The following is a 17,954-nucleotide window of genomic DNA, read 5'->3' as shown; positions in this document are numbered from 1 at the left end:
CCTTCCGGTCAGCCGGCGCCGAGGCCGGCGTCGTCGACCGCGGGCCGTCCCGCGGCCTGGAGGACCTTGTTGAGAGGCCGGAGGTCGTAGATGCGGTCGAGCAGCGGGTCCTGGAGCAGCCCCGCCGCGACCGCGTGGGCCGCTTCGTCGCGCAGGGTCGCGGCGAGCGGATCGTCGAGGATCCGGACGTGGTCGAAGGCCATGTCCAGCACCTTCGGCGGCAGTCGTGTGCCGGAGTCGGCCTTCAGTTTCCGGTCGACGGCGGCCTTCGCCTGCCGGGGATGGGCGTTGATCCAGGCGTTGGTGCGCACCGAGCCGCGCAGCAGTGCCTCGACGACGTCGGGGTGCTCCTTGAGGAACCGCTGGGACACGATCATGTTCGTGATGACGAACTGCCCGTCTTTCCAGAGCGACTTCTCGTCCACGAGGACCTTGCCGCCGGCCGCGACGAGCCGGGCGGCGACGGGCTCGGGCACCCATGCCCCGTCGAGGTCGCCGCGTTCGAAGAGGGTGGGGATCTCCTTGTTGTCGACGCGCTGGACCTTCACGTCGCCCCGGCCGCTCCTGGCGTCGACCTGGTAGCCCTGTCGTGCCAGGTAGTGGAGAAGGGCGACGTCCTGGGTGTTGCCGAGCTGGGGCGAGGCGATCGTCCTGCCCTTGAGCGCGGCCGGAGAGCCGACCTTCTTGGGGTTCACCACCAGGGAGACACCGCCCGAGGCGGAGCCCGAGATGATGCGCAGGTTGGTCCCGTCGGACTTCGTGTAGCCGTTGACGGCGGGCGAGGGCCCGATCCAGCCGACGTCGATCGCGCCGCCGTTCAGCGCCTCGATCTCGGCCGGTCCGGCGTTGAACGCCTGGGTGCGGATCCTCGTCCCGCCCAACTCCTCCTGGAAGAAGCCTTCCTGCAGGCCGACCAGGGCGGTGGCATGGGTGACGTTGGGGAAGTATCCGATCCGTATCCGGTCCACTCCGCCGGTCTTCGCGCCGGTCGCGAGGACGGCCGGCCGGCCCGTGTCCTCGGCCTGGGATCCGTAGCCGCAGCCCGCGGCGGCGAGTACGCAGAGGGCCGACAGCACGACGACGGCGCGTCGTCGGCCGGAGCGGATGGTGAGAGGGGCTGGCACGGCGACTCCCTTTCCTCACGGGCCGGTGGGGCGCGTCGGAGGTCGGTGCGGACGGGTGGTGGGGTCGGGTCCCGCCATGCCCGCGGTGAGGGTGGTGCCGTCGGCGGGGTCGATGAGGATGAAGGCGCCGGTGCGGCGGGAGTCGGCGTAGGAGTCGACGGGGAGGGGTTCGGCGGTGCGGATCTTGACGCGGCCGATGTCGTTGGCGACCAGCCGGCCCGGGTGCGGGTGCAGCGAGAGGTCGTCGAGGGTGAGGCGGGAGGGGATGTCCTTGACGATGGCCTTGACCGTGCGGGTGCCGTGCTTGAGGAGCACGCGGTGGCCGACGGTGAGGGGTGCGTCGGCGACGTGGCAGACGGTGGCCTCGACGTCCTGGGTGGTGGCGGGGGCGTCCTTGCTCGGCACGAGCAGGTCGCCGCGGGAGACGTCGATGTCGTCGGTGAGCAGGACGGTCACGGACTGGGTGGTCCAGGCGGCGTCGACGGGTTTGCCGAGCAGGTCGATGCCGGAGATCGTGGTGGTGCGGCCGGAGGGCAGGACGGTCACCTGTTCGCCGACGCGGAAGGTGCCTGCGGCGATCTGGCCGGCGTAGCCGCGGTAGTCGGGGTGTTCGGCGGTCTGGGGGCGGATCACGTACTGGACGGGCAGCCGGGCGTGGCAGTGCGCCAGGTCGTGGGTGACCGGCACGGTCTCCAGGTGTTCCAGGACGGTGGGGCCGCCGTACCAGTCCATGTTCGCGGAGGGTTCCACCACGTTGTCACCGGCGAGCGCCGAGATCGGGATCGCGGTGCACCCGTTCTCCCGGGGGTGGCCCCCGGACCCCCGGCCGGGGACGCCGAGTTCCGAGAGGTACGCGGTGAACTCCTCGGCGATCGCGGCGAACACGGACTCCTGGTAGCCGACGAGGTCCATCTTGTTGACGGCGAGGACCACGTGCGGGACGCGCAGCAGGGCGGCGACGGCGGCGTGCCGGCGGGTCTGCTCGATGACGCCGTTGCGGGCGTCGACGAGGACGACGGCGAGGTCGGCGGTGGAGGCGCCGGTGACCATGTTGCGGGTGTACTGCACATGGCCGGGGGTGTCGGCGAGGATGAAGCGGCGCCGGGCGGTGGCGAAGTAGCGGTAGGCGACGTCGATGGTGATGCCCTGCTCGCGCTCGGCCCTCAGGCCGTCGGTGAGCAGCGCGAGGTCGGGGGTGTCCTGGCCGCGGTTGCGGGAGGCGTGCTCGACGGCCTCCAACTGGTCGGTCAGGATCGACTTCGAGTCGTGCAGCAGCCGTCCGACCAGGGTGGACTTGCCGTCGTCGACCGAACCGGCTGTCGCCAGACGCAGGGTGCCGACCGCGGCCACGGCTTCGGTGGTACCGGTCATGTCTAGAAGTACCCCTCGCGCTTGCGGTCTTCCATCGCGGCCTCGGACATCTTGTCGTCGGCGCGGGTCGCGCCGCGCTCGGTGAGCCGGGACGCGGCGATCTCGGAGATCACCTGCTCCAGGGTCACCGCGTCCGAGTCGACGGCGCCTGTGCAGGACATGTCTCCGACGGTCCGGTACCGGATCCGCCGCTTCTCCACCCGCTCGCCGCCTCTGGGCCCGCCCCAGTCGCCGGCGGTCAGCCACATGTTCGACCGCTGGAAGACCTCGCGTTCGTGGGCGAAGTAGATCTCGGGCAGCTCGATGCCCTCGCGGGCGATGTACTGCCACACGTCCAGCTCGGTCCAGTTGGACAGCGGGAACACCCGCACGTGCTCACCGGGAGCGTGCCGGCCGTTGTACAGGTTCCACAGCTCCGGGCGCTGACGGCGCGGGTCCCACTGCGAGAACTCGTCGCGCAGCGAGAACACCCGCTCCTTGGCCCGGGCCTTCTCCTCGTCACGGCGTCCGCCGCCGAACACCGCGTCGAAGCGCTCCGCCTGGATCTTCTCCGTCAGCGGCAGCGTCTGGAGCGGGTTGCGGGTGCCGTCCGGGCGCTCGCGCAGCACACCGCGGTCGATGTAGTCCTGCACCGAGGCCACGTGCAGCCGCAGCCCGTGCCGGGCCACCGTCCGGTCCCGGTAGTCCAGGACCTCGGGGAAGTTGTGCCCGGTGTCCACGTGCAGCAGCGTGAAGGGCACCGCCGCCGGCGCGAACGCCTTCAGCGCCAGATGCAGCATGACGATGGAGTCCTTGCCACCGGAGAACAGGATCACCGGCCGCTCGAACTCACCCGCCACCTCACGAAAGATGTGCACGGCCTCCGACTCCAGCGCGTCCAAGTGGGAGAGGAACAGGGTCACTTCCGTGACGGGCGCGCTCACACCGGCCCCCGTTCCGTGAGCCTGACCGTGGTTTCACTCGTCACCGGCTGCTCCCGAGGAATCGTGGCCGTCATTCGTGCAGTCCGCACTCGGTCTTCGCGCGGCCCGCCCAGCGGCCGGCGCGGGCGTCCTCGCCCTCCAGCACCCGGCGGGTGCACGGGGCGCAGCCGACGGAGGCGTACCCGTCCATGAGCAACGGGTTGGTGAGAACCCCGTGTTCGGTGACATAGGCGTCGACATCCGCCCGCGTCCAGCGGGCGATCGGTGACACCTTCACCTTGCGGCGCTTCTCGTCCCATCCCACGACCGGGGTGTTCGCCCGGGACGGGGAGTCGTCACGGCGCAGCCCGGTCGCCCAGGCGTCGTACCCGGTCAGGCCCTCCTCCAGCGGCTGGACCTTGCGGAGCTTGCAGCACAGGTCCGGGTCGCGGTCGTGCAGGCGCGGCCCGTACTCGGCGTCCTGCTCCGCGACGCTCTGACGCGGGGTCAGGGTGATGACGTTGACGTCCATCACGGCCTCGACCGCGTCCCGCGTGCCGATCGTCTCCGGGAAGTGGTAGCCGGTGTCGAGGAACACCACGTCCACACCCGGCCGGGCACGCGAGGCGAGATGAGCGACCACCGCGTCCTCCATGGACGAGGTCACGCAGAACCTCGCGCCGAAGGTGTCCGCGGCCCAGCGCAGGATCTCGAGGGCCGAGGCGTCCTCCAGCTCGCGCTCCGCCTTCGTGGCGAGCAGCCGGAGCCCGGTGGACCGGCCCGTGTCAGAGCCCTTCATGTGCGGCTCCCCGGCCGACGCCGCCGACGCCCAGCGCCACGAGACCGAGCAGCCGGAGGAACGAGAAACTGAAAGCGCGCTCGCAGGCGCCGCACTTCCAGGTGTCGGGCCCCTCACCGGCCCGGAAGAGCCCTTTGTACTCGCAGTACGGGCAGGGGTGGAGCACCTCGCGTTCACTCATCTGTTTCTCCTGTCCGGAAGTGCTGTGGCAAAAGGAGACTTTGGCAAAAGGTTCTTCGGGTGACGGTGAAAAGGCCCGGAGAGCAATTTCCTTTTCCGGAGTTCGGCAGTGGCGGTCACCCTAGCAACGGCCGCGTACAGTCCACTGACACGGCGCTGATACGTTCCGGAATCCGGTCTCGCAAGCGCCGTGTCAGCGCCCGGTCAGCGGTGTTTGAGATAGTCGCGAATGGATTTCGCGGTCCGCTGCGGGACCACGGGCAGCGACCTTGACGATCCGGAGAAATCTCTTGCCCAGAGCCCCTCGGTCCGGGGCCATTGCGCATGCCTGCGACCGGGGGACCCGAACCGCAAGTTCCAGAAGAGGGGCATTTGCACGATGAGACTATCCAGGCTCCGAAGAACAGGGTTCCCACGGCGTTCGTCCGTGGTGCTCCTGACCTTGGGACTGACCACCGCCCTGCTCAGCGGAGCCGGTCAGGCATCGCCGGAGTCCGCCAAGGCGTGGACCTCCGAGTTCAAGGCGTCCAACGGAACCACCTACACCGCCACCAACCACCTGCTCCCCCAGGCGGGCGGTCACGGGCGTGAGTGGCTGCTCGCCTGGGCGGGGCCGGCGGACCACACGACGCCCGACTTCCTCACCGTCATCGACGCGACGCCCGACTCCCCGCACTACGGGGATGTCGTCAACACGGTGACGATGGGGCCGGGCAAGGGCAACGAGCCGCACCACATGCAGTATCTGTGGCACAAGGGCGCCCGGCTGTTCGCGGGCGGCATCCTCACCGACACGACGTTCGTGTTCGACACGAAGGCCCTGCCGGCCGTCAAGCTCGTCGGCGTGAACGTCCCCACGGACACCCCGTGCGGCACGCTGCCGGACGCCTACCAGGTGCTGCGCGACGGCACCGCGTACGGCACGTACATGGGCGGTCCCAACGTCACGGGGCCGTGCACGTACACCAACGGTGAGGTGCGTGAGGGCAACGGCGCGGCCGGCTCGCCCGGCGAGATCGTCTACTTCGGCAAGGACGGGCAGACCGTCTCCGAGATCCCCGCGGCCGTCAAGGGCGGCGAGGATCCGGTCCAGTGCGGCAACGTACCGGTGCTGACGGAGGCGAGCTGCGCCAACCCGCACGGCATAGCGGTCCGCGAGGACATGAACATCATGGTCGCCAGTGACTTCGTCGAGGCACGCAACTTCGTGACTCCCGAGGTCGAACTGCGCGAGGACCTCGCCCGGCAGACGGTCCGCGTCTGGGACATCACCGACCGGGCCAACCCGAAGATGAAGTCCGTGTCCAGGATGGCGGACGGCCCCAGGGCCGCCCAGGAGTCGGATCCGATCTTCGGCGAGTCCCGGGTGCTCATGGAGACGGCGCTGCCCAACAGGCGTGGTCACAAGGGCGCGTTCGTCTCCTCGATGACCGGCGGCGCGGTCTACTACACGCCGGACATCACCTCCTCCAAGCCCAAGTGGAAGGAGGTGCTGGACGACACGACGCCGTACCAGACCTTCGCCCCCGACGGCTCGGTGACCGGTGGCGGGGACAACTCGAGCTGGCTGGCGGTCAGTCCGGACGACCGCTACCTGTTCCACACGGTGATGGGCGCGTCGAAGCCCTACGGGAAGCCGCTGGACCGGACGACCGGCATGGTCTACGTGCTGGACATCCGGAAGCTGCTCGCGTCGGGCGACGACCCGCGGTGCTCCATCGACACCCTCGACGAGGCCTACAAGGGCGGCACCGAGAGCGACTGCCCCGGCCTGGTCGGCACCGTCCCGATCCGGGACACGACCGACGGCGGTCCGCACTGGGGCGCGATGGACAACTTCACCAAGGGGAAGGACGGCACCTACCGCGAGGCCACCCGGGTCAAGCGGGTCGCGACCGCCAACTACTTCCTGGCCGGCGCCTTCGGCGGCGACGGCGACCACCGGGTGTGCATGTTCGACCTGGGCGGGACGGCGGGCATCTCCCTCGACAAGCGGTTCCGTGACGAGGTCACCGGTGATCCCTGCGTCAACTTCAACCGGACGTCGTGGCCGCACGGCGACACCGGTGACGCCCGGCCCCACGGTGTGCTGTTCGTCGTGAGCGACGGCGTGCTGCGGTGAGCAACACCTTCTCGATCCAGTTGTCCGCGGCGGCCGCCGGCCGCCGCGGGCACCTGGCCCAAGCCGCCCAGGACTTCCGGCCGTTGTACGGCGTCCTGCTGGGCGCCCTCGTCCTGGCGGGCGGGATCGGCCTGATCATGCTGCAACTGCGGTACGGGCGGCTGCGCCGCAGGCGCACCGTGCTCGCCTCCTTCGCCGTCATCGTGATCACCTCGGTACTGGTGGGCATGACGGTGTCGCACGACGCGGACCGTTCCGAGGCCGTCGGCACACCCGGTGCGCCCCTGCTGCGCACCGCCGAGGCGGGGGCACAGCGGGTACCGGTCCTCGTCGTCCCGAACCGGCCCGGGTTCAACCTCGTCGGGATCGCCGCGGACACCGCGTCCGCCGGCACCGACCCCGCTCGCCTCGCCGCCGGGCGGCGGTACGGCGGTTCCGAGCGGACCTGGGTGGGCGTCACCCTCAAGTCCGGTGGCCAGCGTCTGTTCCTCTCGGTCAACGGCGCCCCGGCCTCGCTGGACGTCGACACCGGCGACAAGGCGTCCGCCGTGTCCGCCACGCTGCGCGGCGCGGACGGCCCCGAGTGCGCGTCCGCCGCTCTGGGCGCCCTGCTCGCGGGCGGCGAGCGGCCCTTGTCCTCCTGCCCCGCCGACCGGCTCCGTGCCGCCGACGCCGGCATGCTGCGGTCCACCGTGCGCTTCCTGGCAAAGCGCGGGGCGCGGACCGTCGCCCTGCGCGCGGACGGCTCGCCCCGTGACCGGGCCGCCGCGGCCGTGGTCCGCGCGGCCGCGGCCCGCGAGAAGGTCACCGTGGTGGCACCCGGCGAGGGCGCGCCCCCGCTGATCGTGGTCACCGGCTGGGCGGCCGCGCAGGCCCAGGTCGAGGAGGTCGAGAAGGGCCGCGTCAAGGCGGAAGGCACCTACCTGGCGCCCTGGCTGCTCTCACCACCGGTGCTCCGTCCCAGCGCGGGCCAGATCATCCCACTGCGCTACGACCCGCGGGGCCCCGCCGCCGAGCGCTATCTGTCGGCGCTGTCGAGACGCTTCCCCGGCGAGGTGCCGAGCGCCGCCGGATACGAGGCCTGGCAGGAACGGCTGGGCGGCGACTTCGCCCCGGCCGTGATGTACGCGGCGGCCGAGGTGTACATCCCGGGCATGCCGGCCCACGAGCACGAGGGCGCGGACTGGCTCACCAGCGGAATGATCACCGCCGTATCGGGGCCGCTGCAACAGCCCAAGCCATGACGATCCGAGACCGGCCCGCGCTCCGCGGCCGGCACGAGGCCGGAGAAGGGCAGCACACCATGACGGACACGGCGCCGGCGTCGCCCGCACCGCGGGCCAGGCGCGAGGGCCCGCGCGACGAGGGCCAGTGGGCCCTCGGGCGGCGCGAACCCCTCAACACGAACGAGGAGATCAAGAAGGACGAGGACCCGCTGCGGGTGCGGGAACGCGTCGAGCAGGTCTACGCGCATCACGGCTTCGCCTCCATCGACCCGGACGATCTGCGCTCCCGGCTGCGCTGGTGGGGGCTGTACACCCAGCGCCGCCCCGGCATCGACGGGGGGCGCACGGCCGTTCTCGCGCCGGAGGAGCTGGAGGACGAGTACTTCATGCTCCGCGTCCGCATCGACGGCGGGCGCCTGGACCTGCGTCAGCTCCGTACGGTCGCGGACATCTCGGTCCGCTGGGCCCGGGGCACCGCGGACATCACCGACCGGCAGAACATCCAGTTCCACTGGGTGCGGATCGAGGACGTCCCCGAGATCTGGCGCCGTCTCGAAGAGGTGGGGCTGTCGACCACGGAGGCGTGCGGCGACTGCCCGCGCGTCGTCGTCGGCAGCCCGGTCGCGGGGGTCTCGGCGGACGAACTCCTGGACGCCACCCCGGCGATCGAGGAGATCACCGCCCGCTGGATCGGCGACCCCACGCTGTCCAACCTGCCGCGCAAGTACAAGACGGCGGTGAGCTGGCTGCCCGACATTCCGTACGAGATCAACGATCTGGCGTTCCTCGGCAGCGTCCACCCCGATCACGGGCCGGGGTTCGACCCGTGGGTGGGCGGCGGCCTGTCCACCTCCCCGCGGCTCGCCGAGCGGCTGGGCGCCTGGGTCGCGCTCGACGACGTGCCCGAGGTCTGGGTGGCCGTGACCCGGCTCTTCCGGGACTACGGCTATCGGCGGCTGCGCGGCCGCGCCCGGCTGAAGTACCTGGTGGCCGACTGGGGTGTGGAGCGGTTCCGCGAGGTGCTGGAGGGCGAGTACCTGAAGCGTCGGCTCCCCGACGGCCCTCCCCCGGTGCTGCCGGCCGCGCCGCTCGACCACATCGGGGTCCACCGGCAGCGCGACGGACGGTACTTCGTGGGTGCCGCCCCGGTGGCCGGACGGCTCTCCGGCGAAGCGCTGGCCCGTCTCGCGGACCTCGCCGAGGGCCACGGCTCGGCGCGGGTCCGGCTCACCCCGTACCAGAAGATCGTGGTGCTCGACGTGGCCGAACCCGCCTCGCTCGTCGGGGCGCTGCGCGCCGTCGGTCTGGAGGCCGAGCCGTCCTCCTGGCGGCGCGACACCATGGCCTGCACCGGTATCGAGTACTGCAAGCTGGCGATCGTCGAGACCAAGGAGCGCGCCGCCACGCTGATCGGCGAGCTCGAACGGCGGCTCGCCGGTGAGGCGCTGGACATCAAGGTCAACGTCAACGGCTGCCCCAACGCGTGCGCGCGGACCCAGGTCGCCGACATCGGGCTCAAGGGGCAGCTCGTCACCGGGCCGGACGGCACCCAGACCGAGGGATTCCAGGTGCACCTCGGCGGGGGTCTCGCGCTGCGCGAGGGCGCGGACGGCCGCTTCGGCAGGAAGCTGCGCGGTCTGAAGACCACGGCGGCCGAACTGCCCGACTACGTCGAGCGCGTGACCCGCGCCTACCTGGCGGGCCGGAAGGACGCGGACGAGACGTTCGCCGAATGGACGGTGCGCGCCACGGAGGACGAACTGCAATAGCCGGGTGTTCACCTCGGCGGCCGGCCGAGGTGAACTCCGAACAAAGCGATGGACCGCACCTGAACCATCCCAACTCTTGCACAGAGAAAGGACGAGCCGTGCGGATCGAACTGCTGGGACCGCTGGAAATCATCGACGAGGACGAGATCCGCTTTCGTATTCCGGGCGAGAAACTGCGCACGATCGTCGCGGCGCTCGCCCTGGCCGGCGGGAAAGTCGTCTCCCGGGACGAACTGATCGACGAACTCTGGGCGGAGAGGCCGCCCAGGGACGCGGTGAACTCGCTGCAGGGGCACATAGCGCGGCTGCGGCGCATTCTGGTGACCCGGATCGGCAGGGAACACCTGCGCGGGGTCGTGCAGACCACGCCCGCCGGATACCGGCTCCAGCTTCCCGCCGACCACATCGACGCCCTGCGCTTCACCGCGCTCGTGGAATCCGCGGCGCCGCTGCTCGAGGAGGACCCCGGGGCGGTCATCCGAACCCTGAACAGCGCGCTCGCCCTGTGGCGGGGACCCGCGCTGTTCGACACGGGTCAGGGGATGATCTGCCGCATGGCCTACACCCACCTGGAGGAGAGCCGGCTGATCGCGCACGAGCGCAAGATCGACGCGCAGCTCGACCTCGGTCTGCACCAGGCGGTCATCCCCGAGGCCGAGCGTCTTCACATGCGCTACCCGCTGCGCGAGCACTTCTGCCGTCAGCTCATGGCCGCGCTGTGCCGCTCGGGCCGTCAGGGCGAGGCGATCAACGTGTACAGCCGTACCCGTCAACGCCTGGTGCGGGAACTGGGCATCGAGCCCTCGCCCCAGCTCAGGAGGGTCTTCCGCGAGATCCTCTCCCAGACGTGACCTCCGATTCCGTGGACCATGGACCGACGGACTGCCGGACCACCGGACCGCCGGGCGGGGCGGGCGCCCCGCTCTCAGGCCCGCCCGAGGACGAGCACCGCGTTCTGGCCGCCGAACCCGAACGAGGTGCTCACCGCCAGCTCGCCCGTCAGGTCGCGGGGAGCCTTGGAGACGACGTCGATCTCGACCTCGGGGTCCAGGCTCTGCAGGTTCGCGGTGGGCGGCACGAGCCGGTGTTCGAGGGTGAGCGCGGTGACGGCGGCCTCGATGGCACCGGCCGCCCCCAGGGAGTGGCCCACCACGCCCTTCACGGACGTGACCGCGGGACGGTCGCCGAGCACCCGGCGCAGCATCCGGGCCTCGGTGACGTCGTTGAGGGGCGTGGACGTGCCGTGGGCGTTGACGTGGTCGATCTCGTCGGCGCCCACTCCCGCGTCCGTCAGGGCCGTGCGGAGCGCCAGTTCGGCACCGCGGCCCTCCGGGTCGGGAGCCGTGGCGTGGTGGGCGTCGGCGCTGGCGCCGTATCCGCTGATCACCGCGTGCACCGAGCCGCCGCGCGCCCGGGCGTGCTCGGGGCGCTCCAGCACGAGTACGGTCGCTCCCTCGGCGGGGACGAATCCGTCCCGGTCCACGTCGAAGGGGCGTGAGGCGTTCGCCGGCGCGTCGCGGCGGGCGGAGAGGGCGCCCATCTGGCTGAACCCGGAGACGATCGAGGGGATCAGACAGGCTTCGGTGCCTCCGGTGATGACGACGTCGCAGGTTCCCGCACGCAGCAGTTCGCGTGCCGTGCCGATGGCGGTGGTGCCCGAGGCGCAGGCCGTCGCGGTCACGAGGTTGGGGCCCCTGGCCCCGCACTCCATGGCGATGTAGCCGGCCGTCATGTTGACCGCCAGCATGGGGATCAGCATCGGGGAGACCTGGTCGAAGCCCTGGTCGAGCAGCACGTGGTGCTGCTTCTCCCAGGTGGCCGCTCCCCCGATGCCGCTGCCGATGACCACACCGACCCGGGCGCCGTCCCATGTGGCGGTGTCCAGGCCCGAGTCGGCCAGTGCCTCGGCCGCGGCGGCCAGCGCGAGCTGGCTGCTGCGGTCGAGGCGCAACGCCTTGCGCCGGCCGATGGCTTTCGCGGGATCGAAGGCGGGCACATGGCAGCCGAAGCAGGCACGGGTGCCCGCGAGCGCGGGCACCTCGCTCGCTTCCGTCGTCTCGCCCCGCAGGATGCGGGTCCAGGAGGCGTCGGTGCCGATGCCCGCCGCGGTCACCATGCCGATCCCGGTGACCGCGGCGGCGAACGGGGGCCTGGGCTCCCTCATCGGCCCGCCACTCCCGACGCCTCGGCCAGCTTCCGCTCCAGCATCTGGGTCGCGTCGGCCACGGTGGCGTCCAGTTCCAGGTCGTCGTCCTTGACCGGGACGCCGAACTCCTGCTGGGCGGCCAGGCCGAGTTCGACCAGGGCGAGCGAGTCCACCTCGAGCTTGCGGAAGCTCACGTCGGGCGAGATCTCGTCGGCCTCCAGGCCGCAGACCCGTACCAGCAGGGCGACCAGTCGATCGCTGGTGTCACTCATGGGATGTCTCTCCTCGTCGTTCGTCGTGGTGTGCGCGTCGTGGTGTGCGAGATGGTCGGTGGTGTACGGGTGGTGCGGGTCAGCAGGCCTCGACGGCCGGCCAGCGGAGCGTGCAGGCGCCCCAGGTCAGCCCGCCGCCGAACGCGGTCATGAGCACCCGGTGGCCGGGGCGCAGGGTGCCGCTCGCGACGGCGTCGGCCAGGGCCAGCGGCACGGAGGCGGCGGAGGTGTTGCCGACCCGGTCGAGATGGATCGCGCAGCGCTCCCGGTCCAGGCCCATCCAGTCGGCCAGGGCGTGCAGGATCCGTACGTTGGCCTGGTGGGCGACGAGCAGGTCGACGTCGGCCACCGACCAGCCCGCGCCCCGCAGGGCCTGCTCGGAGGACTCGGCCATGGATTCCACGGCGTGCCGGAACACAGCCTGTCCGGCCATCCGGAAGTAGGGGTCGCCCGGTCCGGCCGACTCCGGTCGCAGTGGGTCGCGGGAGCCTCCGGAGGGCACCTGGATGAGGTCGTCCGCCGATCCGTCGGAGCCCAGCCGGATCGGGCCGAGCGCGCCGGGTTCGTCCGGCCGGCCGGCCCGCAGCACGACCGCTCCGGCGCCGTCGCCGAAGATGGACCGGGTGGAGCGGTCCGCCGGGTCGAGGATGCGGGAGAACGCGTCGGCCCCGATGACGAGGACGGAGTCCGCCGACCCGGTGGCGATGAACCCGGCCGCGGTGGCGAGCCCGTAGAGGAAGCCGGTGCACACGGCGGCGACGTCGAACGCGGGGACCGGGCCGAGGCCGAGCCGGGCCGCGACGCGTGGCGCGGTCGCCGGCAGGGGATGGTCGGGGGTCGCCGTGGCCAGCACGACCGCGTCGACCGCGAGGTCCGAGGCGGACTTCAGGGCGCGTGCCCCCGCCTCGACGGCGAGGTCCGAGGTGGCGAGGCCGTCGTCGAGGATGTGCCGGGCGCCGATGCCGGTGCGGCTGCGGATCCAGTCGTCCGAGGTGTCGAGTTCCAGGGCGAGTTCGTCGTTGGTGACCGCCCTGGGCGGCAGCCAGGATCCGAGCCCGCACACGACCGCGGCCCGTGCGGTCACAGGGCTTCCTCGAGGCCCATGTACGCCAGTCGGGCGCGCTGCATCTTGTCGGCCCACTCGTGGGCCGTGCCGGCCCGCTCCTCGGCCGTGGTGTCGATCAGCCGGCGTCCGGGCCAGACCTCGTAGTCGCCGACGAGGTCGCCGTGCCGCTCCAGACCCTGCTGGAACAGTTCCTCGCGGCGCATCACGAGATCCTGCGAGGGCAGCTTCTCCCACAGGCCGTAGCCCTCCTGGATCAGTTCCAGGATCCGCGGCTTGTCCTCGGGGTGGCGCAGCAGGTGTTCGCGGGCGATGGAGCTGCCGACGGTGAGATGGCGGATCTCGTCGATGCCCGCGCCGCGCTCGATGTCGGCGGCGGCCGGGTCGAACATCCGCCACTTGCGCTCGCTGAGTTCCGCGGAGGGCGCGAGGACGCCCTCGACGAGGACGGTGAGGATCACGACGCCGCCGATGAAGTCCCGCCGGTCGCGCAGGGCGCGCAGGCCGAACTCCTCCAGGGGTACGAGGATGCGCTCGCTGTCGGCGGCGGCCAGCCGGTCGATCGACGTCCACAGGTCGGCCTCGGCGATGCCGAGCGACAGCAGGTGGCGGCGGAAGACCATGGCATGGCGTGCCTCGTCGAGGAGTTGCGTGGAGTAGAACTCCAGCGAGGCGTTGTCGGGGGCGACCGCCACCATGTAGGCGATGGCGCGGGTGGCCTTCTCCTCCGCGATGGAACGGAAGGCCAGTTCCTGGCTGAGCGCGCTGTTGAGCGGGCCGGGCTCGGCCATCACCGGCAGCGGGCGTACGTCGTCGGCGTGGCCGAGGGTGTGACCGCGCAGGGTGCCCTGGGGGACGGAGCGCAGCCAGTAGCGCAGGTCGCAGGCGTCGGCGGTCAGTTCCAGGTTCATGGCGCCGTCGACGAGCGAGGGGGCGTGTTCCCAGTCGGCTTCGGAGGGTGTGGTGGACACGGTCATCGATCCCTTTCCACGGGCTGCGGTCGGATGGCGGCGCGGCCGGGGCGCAGTTCGTCGGCGAAGTTGACCAGGGGGGTCCCGGTGCCCTGGGAGCCGTGCGACACGGCGGCGAAGACGACGCGGTGGTCGCCGACGGCGGTGCTGCGCACGATGTGGCACTCCAGCCAGGCGACGGCGTCCTTGAGCCGGGGCACCCCGTGCGAGCTGGGGTCCGCCCAGGTCTCGGCGGGGAGCTGGTCCAGGCCGCGCTCACGCTTCCTGGAGGCGAAGTGGTCGGCGAGGAAGGCCTGTCCGGCGGCGAGGCCGTTGACGACGAAGCGGTCGTGGGCCAGGAGCGTGCGCAGGCCCCGGCTGTCCTCGCGCAGGGCCACCGAGATGATCGGCGGTTCCATCGAGGCGAGCGCGACCGTGCTCACGGTGACGCCTTCGACGGTCTCGGGGGCGCCGCAGGTGAGGACCGCGACGCCGGTGGCCAGCCGGCGGACGGTGGACCGGGTCTGCTGCGTGCCGGCCGGGCCGCCGCCGGGGCGCTCGGTGGCGAGGGCCTCCCTCATGAGGTCCTCGCATCCAGGTGTGCGGCCACCGGGGCCGGCCGCGGGCCCCGGCCCTCGAACTCGGCGCGGAAGCGGAGGTAGGCGGGGTCCTCGACCGGTTCGAAGGGCAGCCGGAACGTTTTCAGGAAGTTCCCGAACAGCGCCCGGTCGCCGAAGAGGTGGATGGGCAGGGCGAGCAGCGCCCACTCGGCTCCGAAGGCCCATATCCACGCCAGGGCCACGAGGCCTTCGGTGACGAGGCTGTGCATCACGTTGTAGAGCACGTAGTAGACCTTGGAGATGTCCTTGGTCGTACTGCGGTGGTAGGCGATCGCGCCGGGGATGTAGCCGATCAGGTCGATGTAGAGGAACAGGCCGATGAAGGCCGGCCAGGACACGTCCCCGAGGTGCGTGAAGAACAGCACGCTGCTGACGACGAGGCCCAGGGCGTACTCGGCGCGGTGCAGCTTCGAGGTGGCGGGTGTCTCGAAGAGGTTCTTGGCGTCCATCAGCGCGCTCCTCCCGCGGGTGCGGCCGCTTCCAGGACCGCGGCGAGCGCCTTGGCGACGGCTTCGTCGCCGATCACCTCGGCGTTCGGGAACAGTCCCCGGACCACGCGGGCGATGGTCTCCTTGAACACCCGTTCCGCCACGGGGTCGAGGATCCCGGCGAGCGAGGGGATGCCGAAGTCGAAGGCGGTGTCGAAGGCGATCCGGCAGCCGTCGCCGTCGGCGGTGATCGCCCAGGTCCCGGAGAACTCCTCGAAGTCGCCGTCGGTCTGGGCGAATGCGATGGTCAGGTCCGCGGTGTCGAACCGGTCGGTCTCCGTCCAGCGCAGGATGCCGTTGCGGAAGTACACCTCCCAGTCGCTGGACTCGTGCGTCGCGTCGACCTGACGGACCGTCACCGACCGTACGACGTCGACGAGATCCGGGTAGGCGGCGAAGTCCCTGACCCGGGCGAAGGCGGCCTGAGGGGTCACCCCCGCCACGCCGAGCGTCACATGAGCACTACGCATGGCCGATGCCACCTTCCGATGAGAGTGCGTACGCGGAGGCCTGCCTGCCGCACGCGCGGTCGAAGGCCTCGTACAGGAAGTCCGTGTCGGAGCGGGACAGCACGGCCGGCGGGGTGAGCCGCAGGACGTGGTCCGAGTTGAGCGAGTGGTTGGCGACGACGCCCTGTTCGGCGAGCTCGATCAGGAGGTCTCCGGCCGCGCCGGGCCGGACGAACTCGAAGCCGATCAGCAGGCCCTGGCCGCGCACCTCGCGCAGTCCGTCGCCGTAGTGGCCGCGGGCGATCTTCCCGAGCCTGTGGAGCAGTTCGTCGCCGAGGACGCGGGCCCGTTCGACGAGGCCGTCCTCGTGGAGCACGGCGAGCGCGCCCTGGGCCGCCGCCATGGCCAGCGGTGCCCCCGAGAAGGTGGACGTGTGCAGATAGGGGTCCCGGTCGAAGACCGCGAAGGCCGCCGGGGTGGCGACCACCGCCGAGACCGGGACGATCCCGCCGCTGAGTCCCTTGCCCACGAGCAGCGCGTCCGGGGTGATCCCCTCCCGGTCGGCGCCCCACCAGGAGCCGAGCCTGCCGAGTCCGGTCTGCACCTCGTCGAGCACGAAGAACGCCTCGTGGCGGCGGCACAGTTCCTGGACCCGGGTGAGGTAGCCGTCCGGCGGGAGGATCACGCCGGCCTCGCCCTGGACGGGTTCGAGCACGACACAGCACTCGCCCGGGTGGCGGAGCAGTGCCTGCTCCAGGGCGGTGGTGTCGCCGTACGGGACGTGCTCGACGTCCGGCAGCAGCGGGCGGAAGGGGTCGCGGAAGACGTCGCGGCCGGTCAGGCTGAGGGCGCCCATGGTCTTGCCGTGGTAGCCGTTCACGGTGGCGACGAGGTGCCGTTTGCCGTGGGTGCGGGCCATCTTGATCGCGCACTCGACGGCCTCGGCGCCCGAGCCCGCGAAGTGCACCCGTTCCAGTCCGGGCGGGGCGATCGCGACGAGTGCCTCGGCGGCCAGCGCGGCCTGAGGTTCGAGGAACACCCGGGTCGCGACGGGGTGCCGGTTCAGTTGCTCGGTGACGTACCGGACCACCGTGGGGTGCCGGGCGCCCATGAGCAGCACGCCGTAGCCACCGCAGTTGAGGAACCTGCGGCCCTCGGCCGTGAACACCCAGGGGCCGAGCGACTCGGTCTCGACGTGGCCGCCGAACATCTCTCCCAGGACGGCCCGGCCCTTGTTGAGACGGCGCCGGTAGAGCCGGCCGAGCTCCTCGCGGGTGAGCGGCGAGCTCGCGGTGGCGGAGGCCGGGGTGAAGGTCATCGCGGGCCTCACGCGATCCGCAGCGGCTTGCCGGCCAGGTGCTCCAGGAGCGGCCCGGAGATGCTCGACCTGGACGGCGGGTGGAAGGACAGACCGTGCGAGGCCGCCGCGAGATAGGCGACGTCCGGCGAGCCGATGAACGCCATCCCGCCGAGCAGTTCGACGGCCTGGTGCACCGCTTCCGCCAGCGCGTCCTGTGCCGCGTACCGCGCGATGAGGGACTTCGCGAGGGCCTCGTCGCCGGTCTCCTCCTGCTCGATCATCCGGGCCATGCCTTCCAGCAGCAGGGCGGCGCCCTCCAGCCGGCACAGCAGCCGCGCCCGCTCGGATTCGGTGCCCCGGCCGCGCTCCACGACGCGTTCGGCGAGCGCGCTCGCCATGCCGAGGTACGACCCGGAGATGAGCAGTTCGAACCAGATGAACCCGACCGTCTGGAGGCTGTCCATGGCGCCGGGCTCGGCGTCCTCGGTCCGCATGAGCTGCTGTTCGCTGATGAACACGTCCTCCAGGCGGAGTTCGTCGCTCTCCGCTCCGGCGAGGACCGGGTTCCCCCAGAAGGGGTGCACGCTCAGTCCCTCGACGCCCTTGGGCACCAGCAGGACGGCCGAGTTGGCGTCACCGGGTACGGCCACGCTCGCGGTGAGCAGGTCCATGGAGTGCGAGAGACTGCACGGCTTCTTCGCGCCGCTGATCCGGTAGCCGCCCTCGACGACGGTGGCGCGCATCGAGGGGGTGAGGATGCCCTGTCCGGTGCGGCCCTCCGCGAAGCCGGAGGCGACCAGCAGGTTCTGTTCCGCGATGCCCTCCAGCAGGGCCCACTCGGCGCCGCTGGCCTGGAGGCTCTCGGCCAGGGTGAACAGGGTGGCCACGGAGAAGTGGTGCATGGTCGTGGCGACGGCGAGCGAGGGCGCGGCCGCGCCCAGGGCGCGGGTGACCTGGAGTGCCTCCCGGGGACCCGCGCCGGAGCCGGCGTAGGTCTTGGGGATGACCAGTTGGGGTCCTCCGTGGCCGCGGAACAGGGCGATGGAGGGAGAGTCCGGGGACTCCAGTTCGGTGAGCTTGAACTCGCCCAGTTCGGCGAGCAGTCCGGGCATGAATTTCTCGCACGTCTCGCGCGCGGCATCCAATGGGCGCATGGCAGCTCTCTCGTAGTGC

The 17,954-nt window shown here is 71.5% G+C and carries 18 protein-coding genes; 4 read left to right on the top strand and 14 right to left on the bottom strand.

Going from position 1 to position 17,954, the window contains the following annotated elements; all coding sequences use genetic code 11:
* Positions 1-8 precede the first annotated feature (8 nt).
* The 5 genes from ACFRIC_RS06695 to ACFRIC_RS06675 all read right to left on the bottom strand — a co-directional run bounded on the left by ACFRIC_RS06695 (position 9) and on the right by ACFRIC_RS06675 (position 4,377).
* The gene (locus ACFRIC_RS06695) at positions 9-1,124 is read right to left on the bottom strand and encodes an aliphatic sulfonate ABC transporter substrate-binding protein (protein WP_382780405.1); all 1,116 of its coding nucleotides are present in this window, start codon (positions 1,122-1,124) and stop codon (positions 9-11) included.
* A 15-nt stretch (positions 1,125-1,139) separates the two neighbouring features.
* Complete coding sequence (locus ACFRIC_RS06690; RefSeq protein WP_382780402.1) at positions 1,140-2,495, bottom strand: sulfate adenylyltransferase subunit 1; 1,356 nt, start codon at positions 2,493-2,495, stop codon at positions 1,140-1,142.
* Between the two features lie 2 nt (positions 2,496-2,497).
* Positions 2,498-3,418, bottom strand: a complete 921-nt coding sequence (gene cysD, locus ACFRIC_RS06685; RefSeq protein WP_382780399.1) for a sulfate adenylyltransferase subunit CysD — start codon at positions 3,416-3,418, stop codon at positions 2,498-2,500.
* Between the two features lie 70 nt (positions 3,419-3,488).
* On the bottom strand, positions 3,489-4,196 hold the full coding sequence (locus tag ACFRIC_RS06680; protein WP_382780395.1) for a phosphoadenylyl-sulfate reductase: 708 nt from the start codon (positions 4,194-4,196) through the stop codon (positions 3,489-3,491).
* Positions 4,183-4,377: a hypothetical protein gene (locus ACFRIC_RS06675; protein WP_382780392.1), complete on the bottom strand. Its 195-nt coding sequence runs from the start codon at positions 4,375-4,377 to the stop codon at positions 4,183-4,185. The genes ACFRIC_RS06680 and ACFRIC_RS06675 overlap by 14 nt, the downstream gene beginning before the upstream one ends.
* Before the next feature lie 441 nt (positions 4,378-4,818).
* Between ACFRIC_RS06675 and ACFRIC_RS06670 the strand changes: the two genes are divergently transcribed.
* The 4 genes from ACFRIC_RS06670 to ACFRIC_RS06655 all read left to right on the top strand — a co-directional run bounded on the left by ACFRIC_RS06670 (position 4,819) and on the right by ACFRIC_RS06655 (position 10,344).
* Positions 4,819-6,498, top strand: a complete 1,680-nt coding sequence (locus ACFRIC_RS06670) for a hypothetical protein (RefSeq protein ID WP_382780390.1) — start codon at positions 4,819-4,821, stop codon at positions 6,496-6,498.
* Complete coding sequence (locus ACFRIC_RS06665) at positions 6,495-7,742, top strand: hypothetical protein (protein WP_382780387.1); 1,248 nt, start codon at positions 6,495-6,497, stop codon at positions 7,740-7,742. The genes ACFRIC_RS06670 and ACFRIC_RS06665 overlap by 4 nt, the downstream gene beginning before the upstream one ends.
* A 59-nt stretch (positions 7,743-7,801) precedes the next feature.
* Entirely contained in the window at positions 7,802-9,493 is a 1,692-nt protein-coding gene (locus ACFRIC_RS06660; RefSeq protein WP_382780845.1) for a nitrite/sulfite reductase, read from the top strand.
* 98 nt (positions 9,494-9,591) lie between these two features.
* Positions 9,592-10,344: a BTAD domain-containing putative transcriptional regulator gene (locus tag ACFRIC_RS06655; RefSeq protein WP_382780383.1), complete on the top strand. Its 753-nt coding sequence runs from the start codon at positions 9,592-9,594 to the stop codon at positions 10,342-10,344.
* 74 nt (positions 10,345-10,418) lie between these two features.
* Here ACFRIC_RS06655 and ACFRIC_RS06650 read toward each other — a convergent pair whose 3' ends face one another.
* The 9 genes from ACFRIC_RS06650 to ACFRIC_RS06610 form a co-directional block, all read right to left on the bottom strand.
* Entirely contained in the window at positions 10,419-11,657 is a 1,239-nt protein-coding gene (locus ACFRIC_RS06650; RefSeq protein WP_382780381.1) for a beta-ketoacyl-[acyl-carrier-protein] synthase family protein, read from the bottom strand.
* Positions 11,654-11,911 (bottom strand): acyl carrier protein, encoded by a 258-nt coding sequence (locus tag ACFRIC_RS06645; protein WP_382780377.1) that lies wholly within the window; start codon positions 11,909-11,911, stop codon positions 11,654-11,656. Before ACFRIC_RS06645 ends, ACFRIC_RS06650 begins: the two co-directional genes overlap by 4 nt.
* Before the next feature lie 79 nt (positions 11,912-11,990).
* The gene (locus ACFRIC_RS06640) at positions 11,991-12,995 is read right to left on the bottom strand and encodes a beta-ketoacyl-ACP synthase III (protein WP_382780373.1); all 1,005 of its coding nucleotides are present in this window, start codon (positions 12,993-12,995) and stop codon (positions 11,991-11,993) included.
* Positions 12,992-13,951, bottom strand: coding sequence for a VlmB-like protein (locus ACFRIC_RS06635; protein ID WP_382780367.1), 960 nt, complete (start codon positions 13,949-13,951; stop codon positions 12,992-12,994). Before ACFRIC_RS06635 ends, ACFRIC_RS06640 begins: the two co-directional genes overlap by 4 nt.
* The gene (locus ACFRIC_RS06630; RefSeq protein ID WP_382780364.1) at positions 13,948-14,505 is read right to left on the bottom strand and encodes a flavin reductase family protein; all 558 of its coding nucleotides are present in this window, start codon (positions 14,503-14,505) and stop codon (positions 13,948-13,950) included. Before ACFRIC_RS06630 ends, ACFRIC_RS06635 begins: the two co-directional genes overlap by 4 nt.
* The gene (locus ACFRIC_RS06625) at positions 14,502-14,993 is read right to left on the bottom strand and encodes a hypothetical protein (RefSeq protein ID WP_382780361.1); all 492 of its coding nucleotides are present in this window, start codon (positions 14,991-14,993) and stop codon (positions 14,502-14,504) included. The genes ACFRIC_RS06630 and ACFRIC_RS06625 overlap by 4 nt, the downstream gene beginning before the upstream one ends.
* Positions 14,993-15,502, bottom strand: coding sequence for a type II toxin-antitoxin system RatA family toxin (locus ACFRIC_RS06620; protein ID WP_382780358.1), 510 nt, complete (start codon positions 15,500-15,502; stop codon positions 14,993-14,995). Before ACFRIC_RS06620 ends, ACFRIC_RS06625 begins: the two co-directional genes overlap by 1 nt.
* On the bottom strand, positions 15,495-16,799 hold the full coding sequence (locus ACFRIC_RS06615) for an aspartate aminotransferase family protein (RefSeq protein ID WP_382780355.1): 1,305 nt from the start codon (positions 16,797-16,799) through the stop codon (positions 15,495-15,497). Before ACFRIC_RS06615 ends, ACFRIC_RS06620 begins: the two co-directional genes overlap by 8 nt.
* Before the next feature lie 8 nt (positions 16,800-16,807).
* Positions 16,808-17,935 (bottom strand): acyl-CoA dehydrogenase, encoded by a 1,128-nt coding sequence (locus tag ACFRIC_RS06610; protein ID WP_382780352.1) that lies wholly within the window; start codon positions 17,933-17,935, stop codon positions 16,808-16,810.
* Positions 17,936-17,954 lie beyond the last annotated feature (19 nt).

Source organism: Streptomyces sp. NPDC056738 (assembly GCF_042790435.1).
Lineage (GTDB): Bacteria > Actinomycetota > Actinomycetes > Streptomycetales > Streptomycetaceae > Streptomyces.
The sequence above is the reverse complement of the archived record's forward strand: the minus strand, read 5'-3'. Positions and strand labels throughout refer to the sequence as shown.

Bases quoted from the DNA above. Each gene is read 5' to 3' on its own strand.
- ACFRIC_RS06610 (WP_382780352.1), bottom strand. From the start codon at position 17,935: ATGCGCCCATTGGATGCCGCGCGCGAGACGTGCGAGAAATTCATGCCC.
- ACFRIC_RS06675 (WP_382780392.1), bottom strand. From the start codon at position 4,377: ATGAGTGAACGCGAGGTGCTCCACCCCTGCCCGTACTGCGAGTACAAA.
- ACFRIC_RS06645 (WP_382780377.1), bottom strand. From the start codon at position 11,911: ATGAGTGACACCAGCGATCGACTGGTCGCCCTGCTGGTACGGGTCTGC.
- ACFRIC_RS06620 (WP_382780358.1), bottom strand. From the start codon at position 15,502: ATGCGTAGTGCTCATGTGACGCTCGGCGTGGCGGGGGTGACCCCTCAG.
- ACFRIC_RS06690 (WP_382780402.1), bottom strand. From the start codon at position 2,495: ATGACCGGTACCACCGAAGCCGTGGCCGCGGTCGGCACCCTGCGTCTG.
- ACFRIC_RS06615 (WP_382780355.1), bottom strand. From the start codon at position 16,799: ATGACCTTCACCCCGGCCTCCGCCACCGCGAGCTCGCCGCTCACCCGC.
- ACFRIC_RS06680 (WP_382780395.1), bottom strand. From the start codon at position 4,196: ATGAAGGGCTCTGACACGGGCCGGTCCACCGGGCTCCGGCTGCTCGCC.
- ACFRIC_RS06625 (WP_382780361.1), bottom strand. From the start codon at position 14,993: ATGGACGCCAAGAACCTCTTCGAGACACCCGCCACCTCGAAGCTGCAC.
- ACFRIC_RS06660 (WP_382780845.1), top strand. From the start codon at position 7,802: ATGACGGACACGGCGCCGGCGTCGCCCGCACCGCGGGCCAGGCGCGAG.
- ACFRIC_RS06635 (WP_382780367.1), bottom strand. From the start codon at position 13,951: ATGACCGTGTCCACCACACCCTCCGAAGCCGACTGGGAACACGCCCCC.
- ACFRIC_RS06630 (WP_382780364.1), bottom strand. From the start codon at position 14,505: ATGAGGGAGGCCCTCGCCACCGAGCGCCCCGGCGGCGGCCCGGCCGGC.
- ACFRIC_RS06650 (WP_382780381.1), bottom strand. From the start codon at position 11,657: ATGAGGGAGCCCAGGCCCCCGTTCGCCGCCGCGGTCACCGGGATCGGC.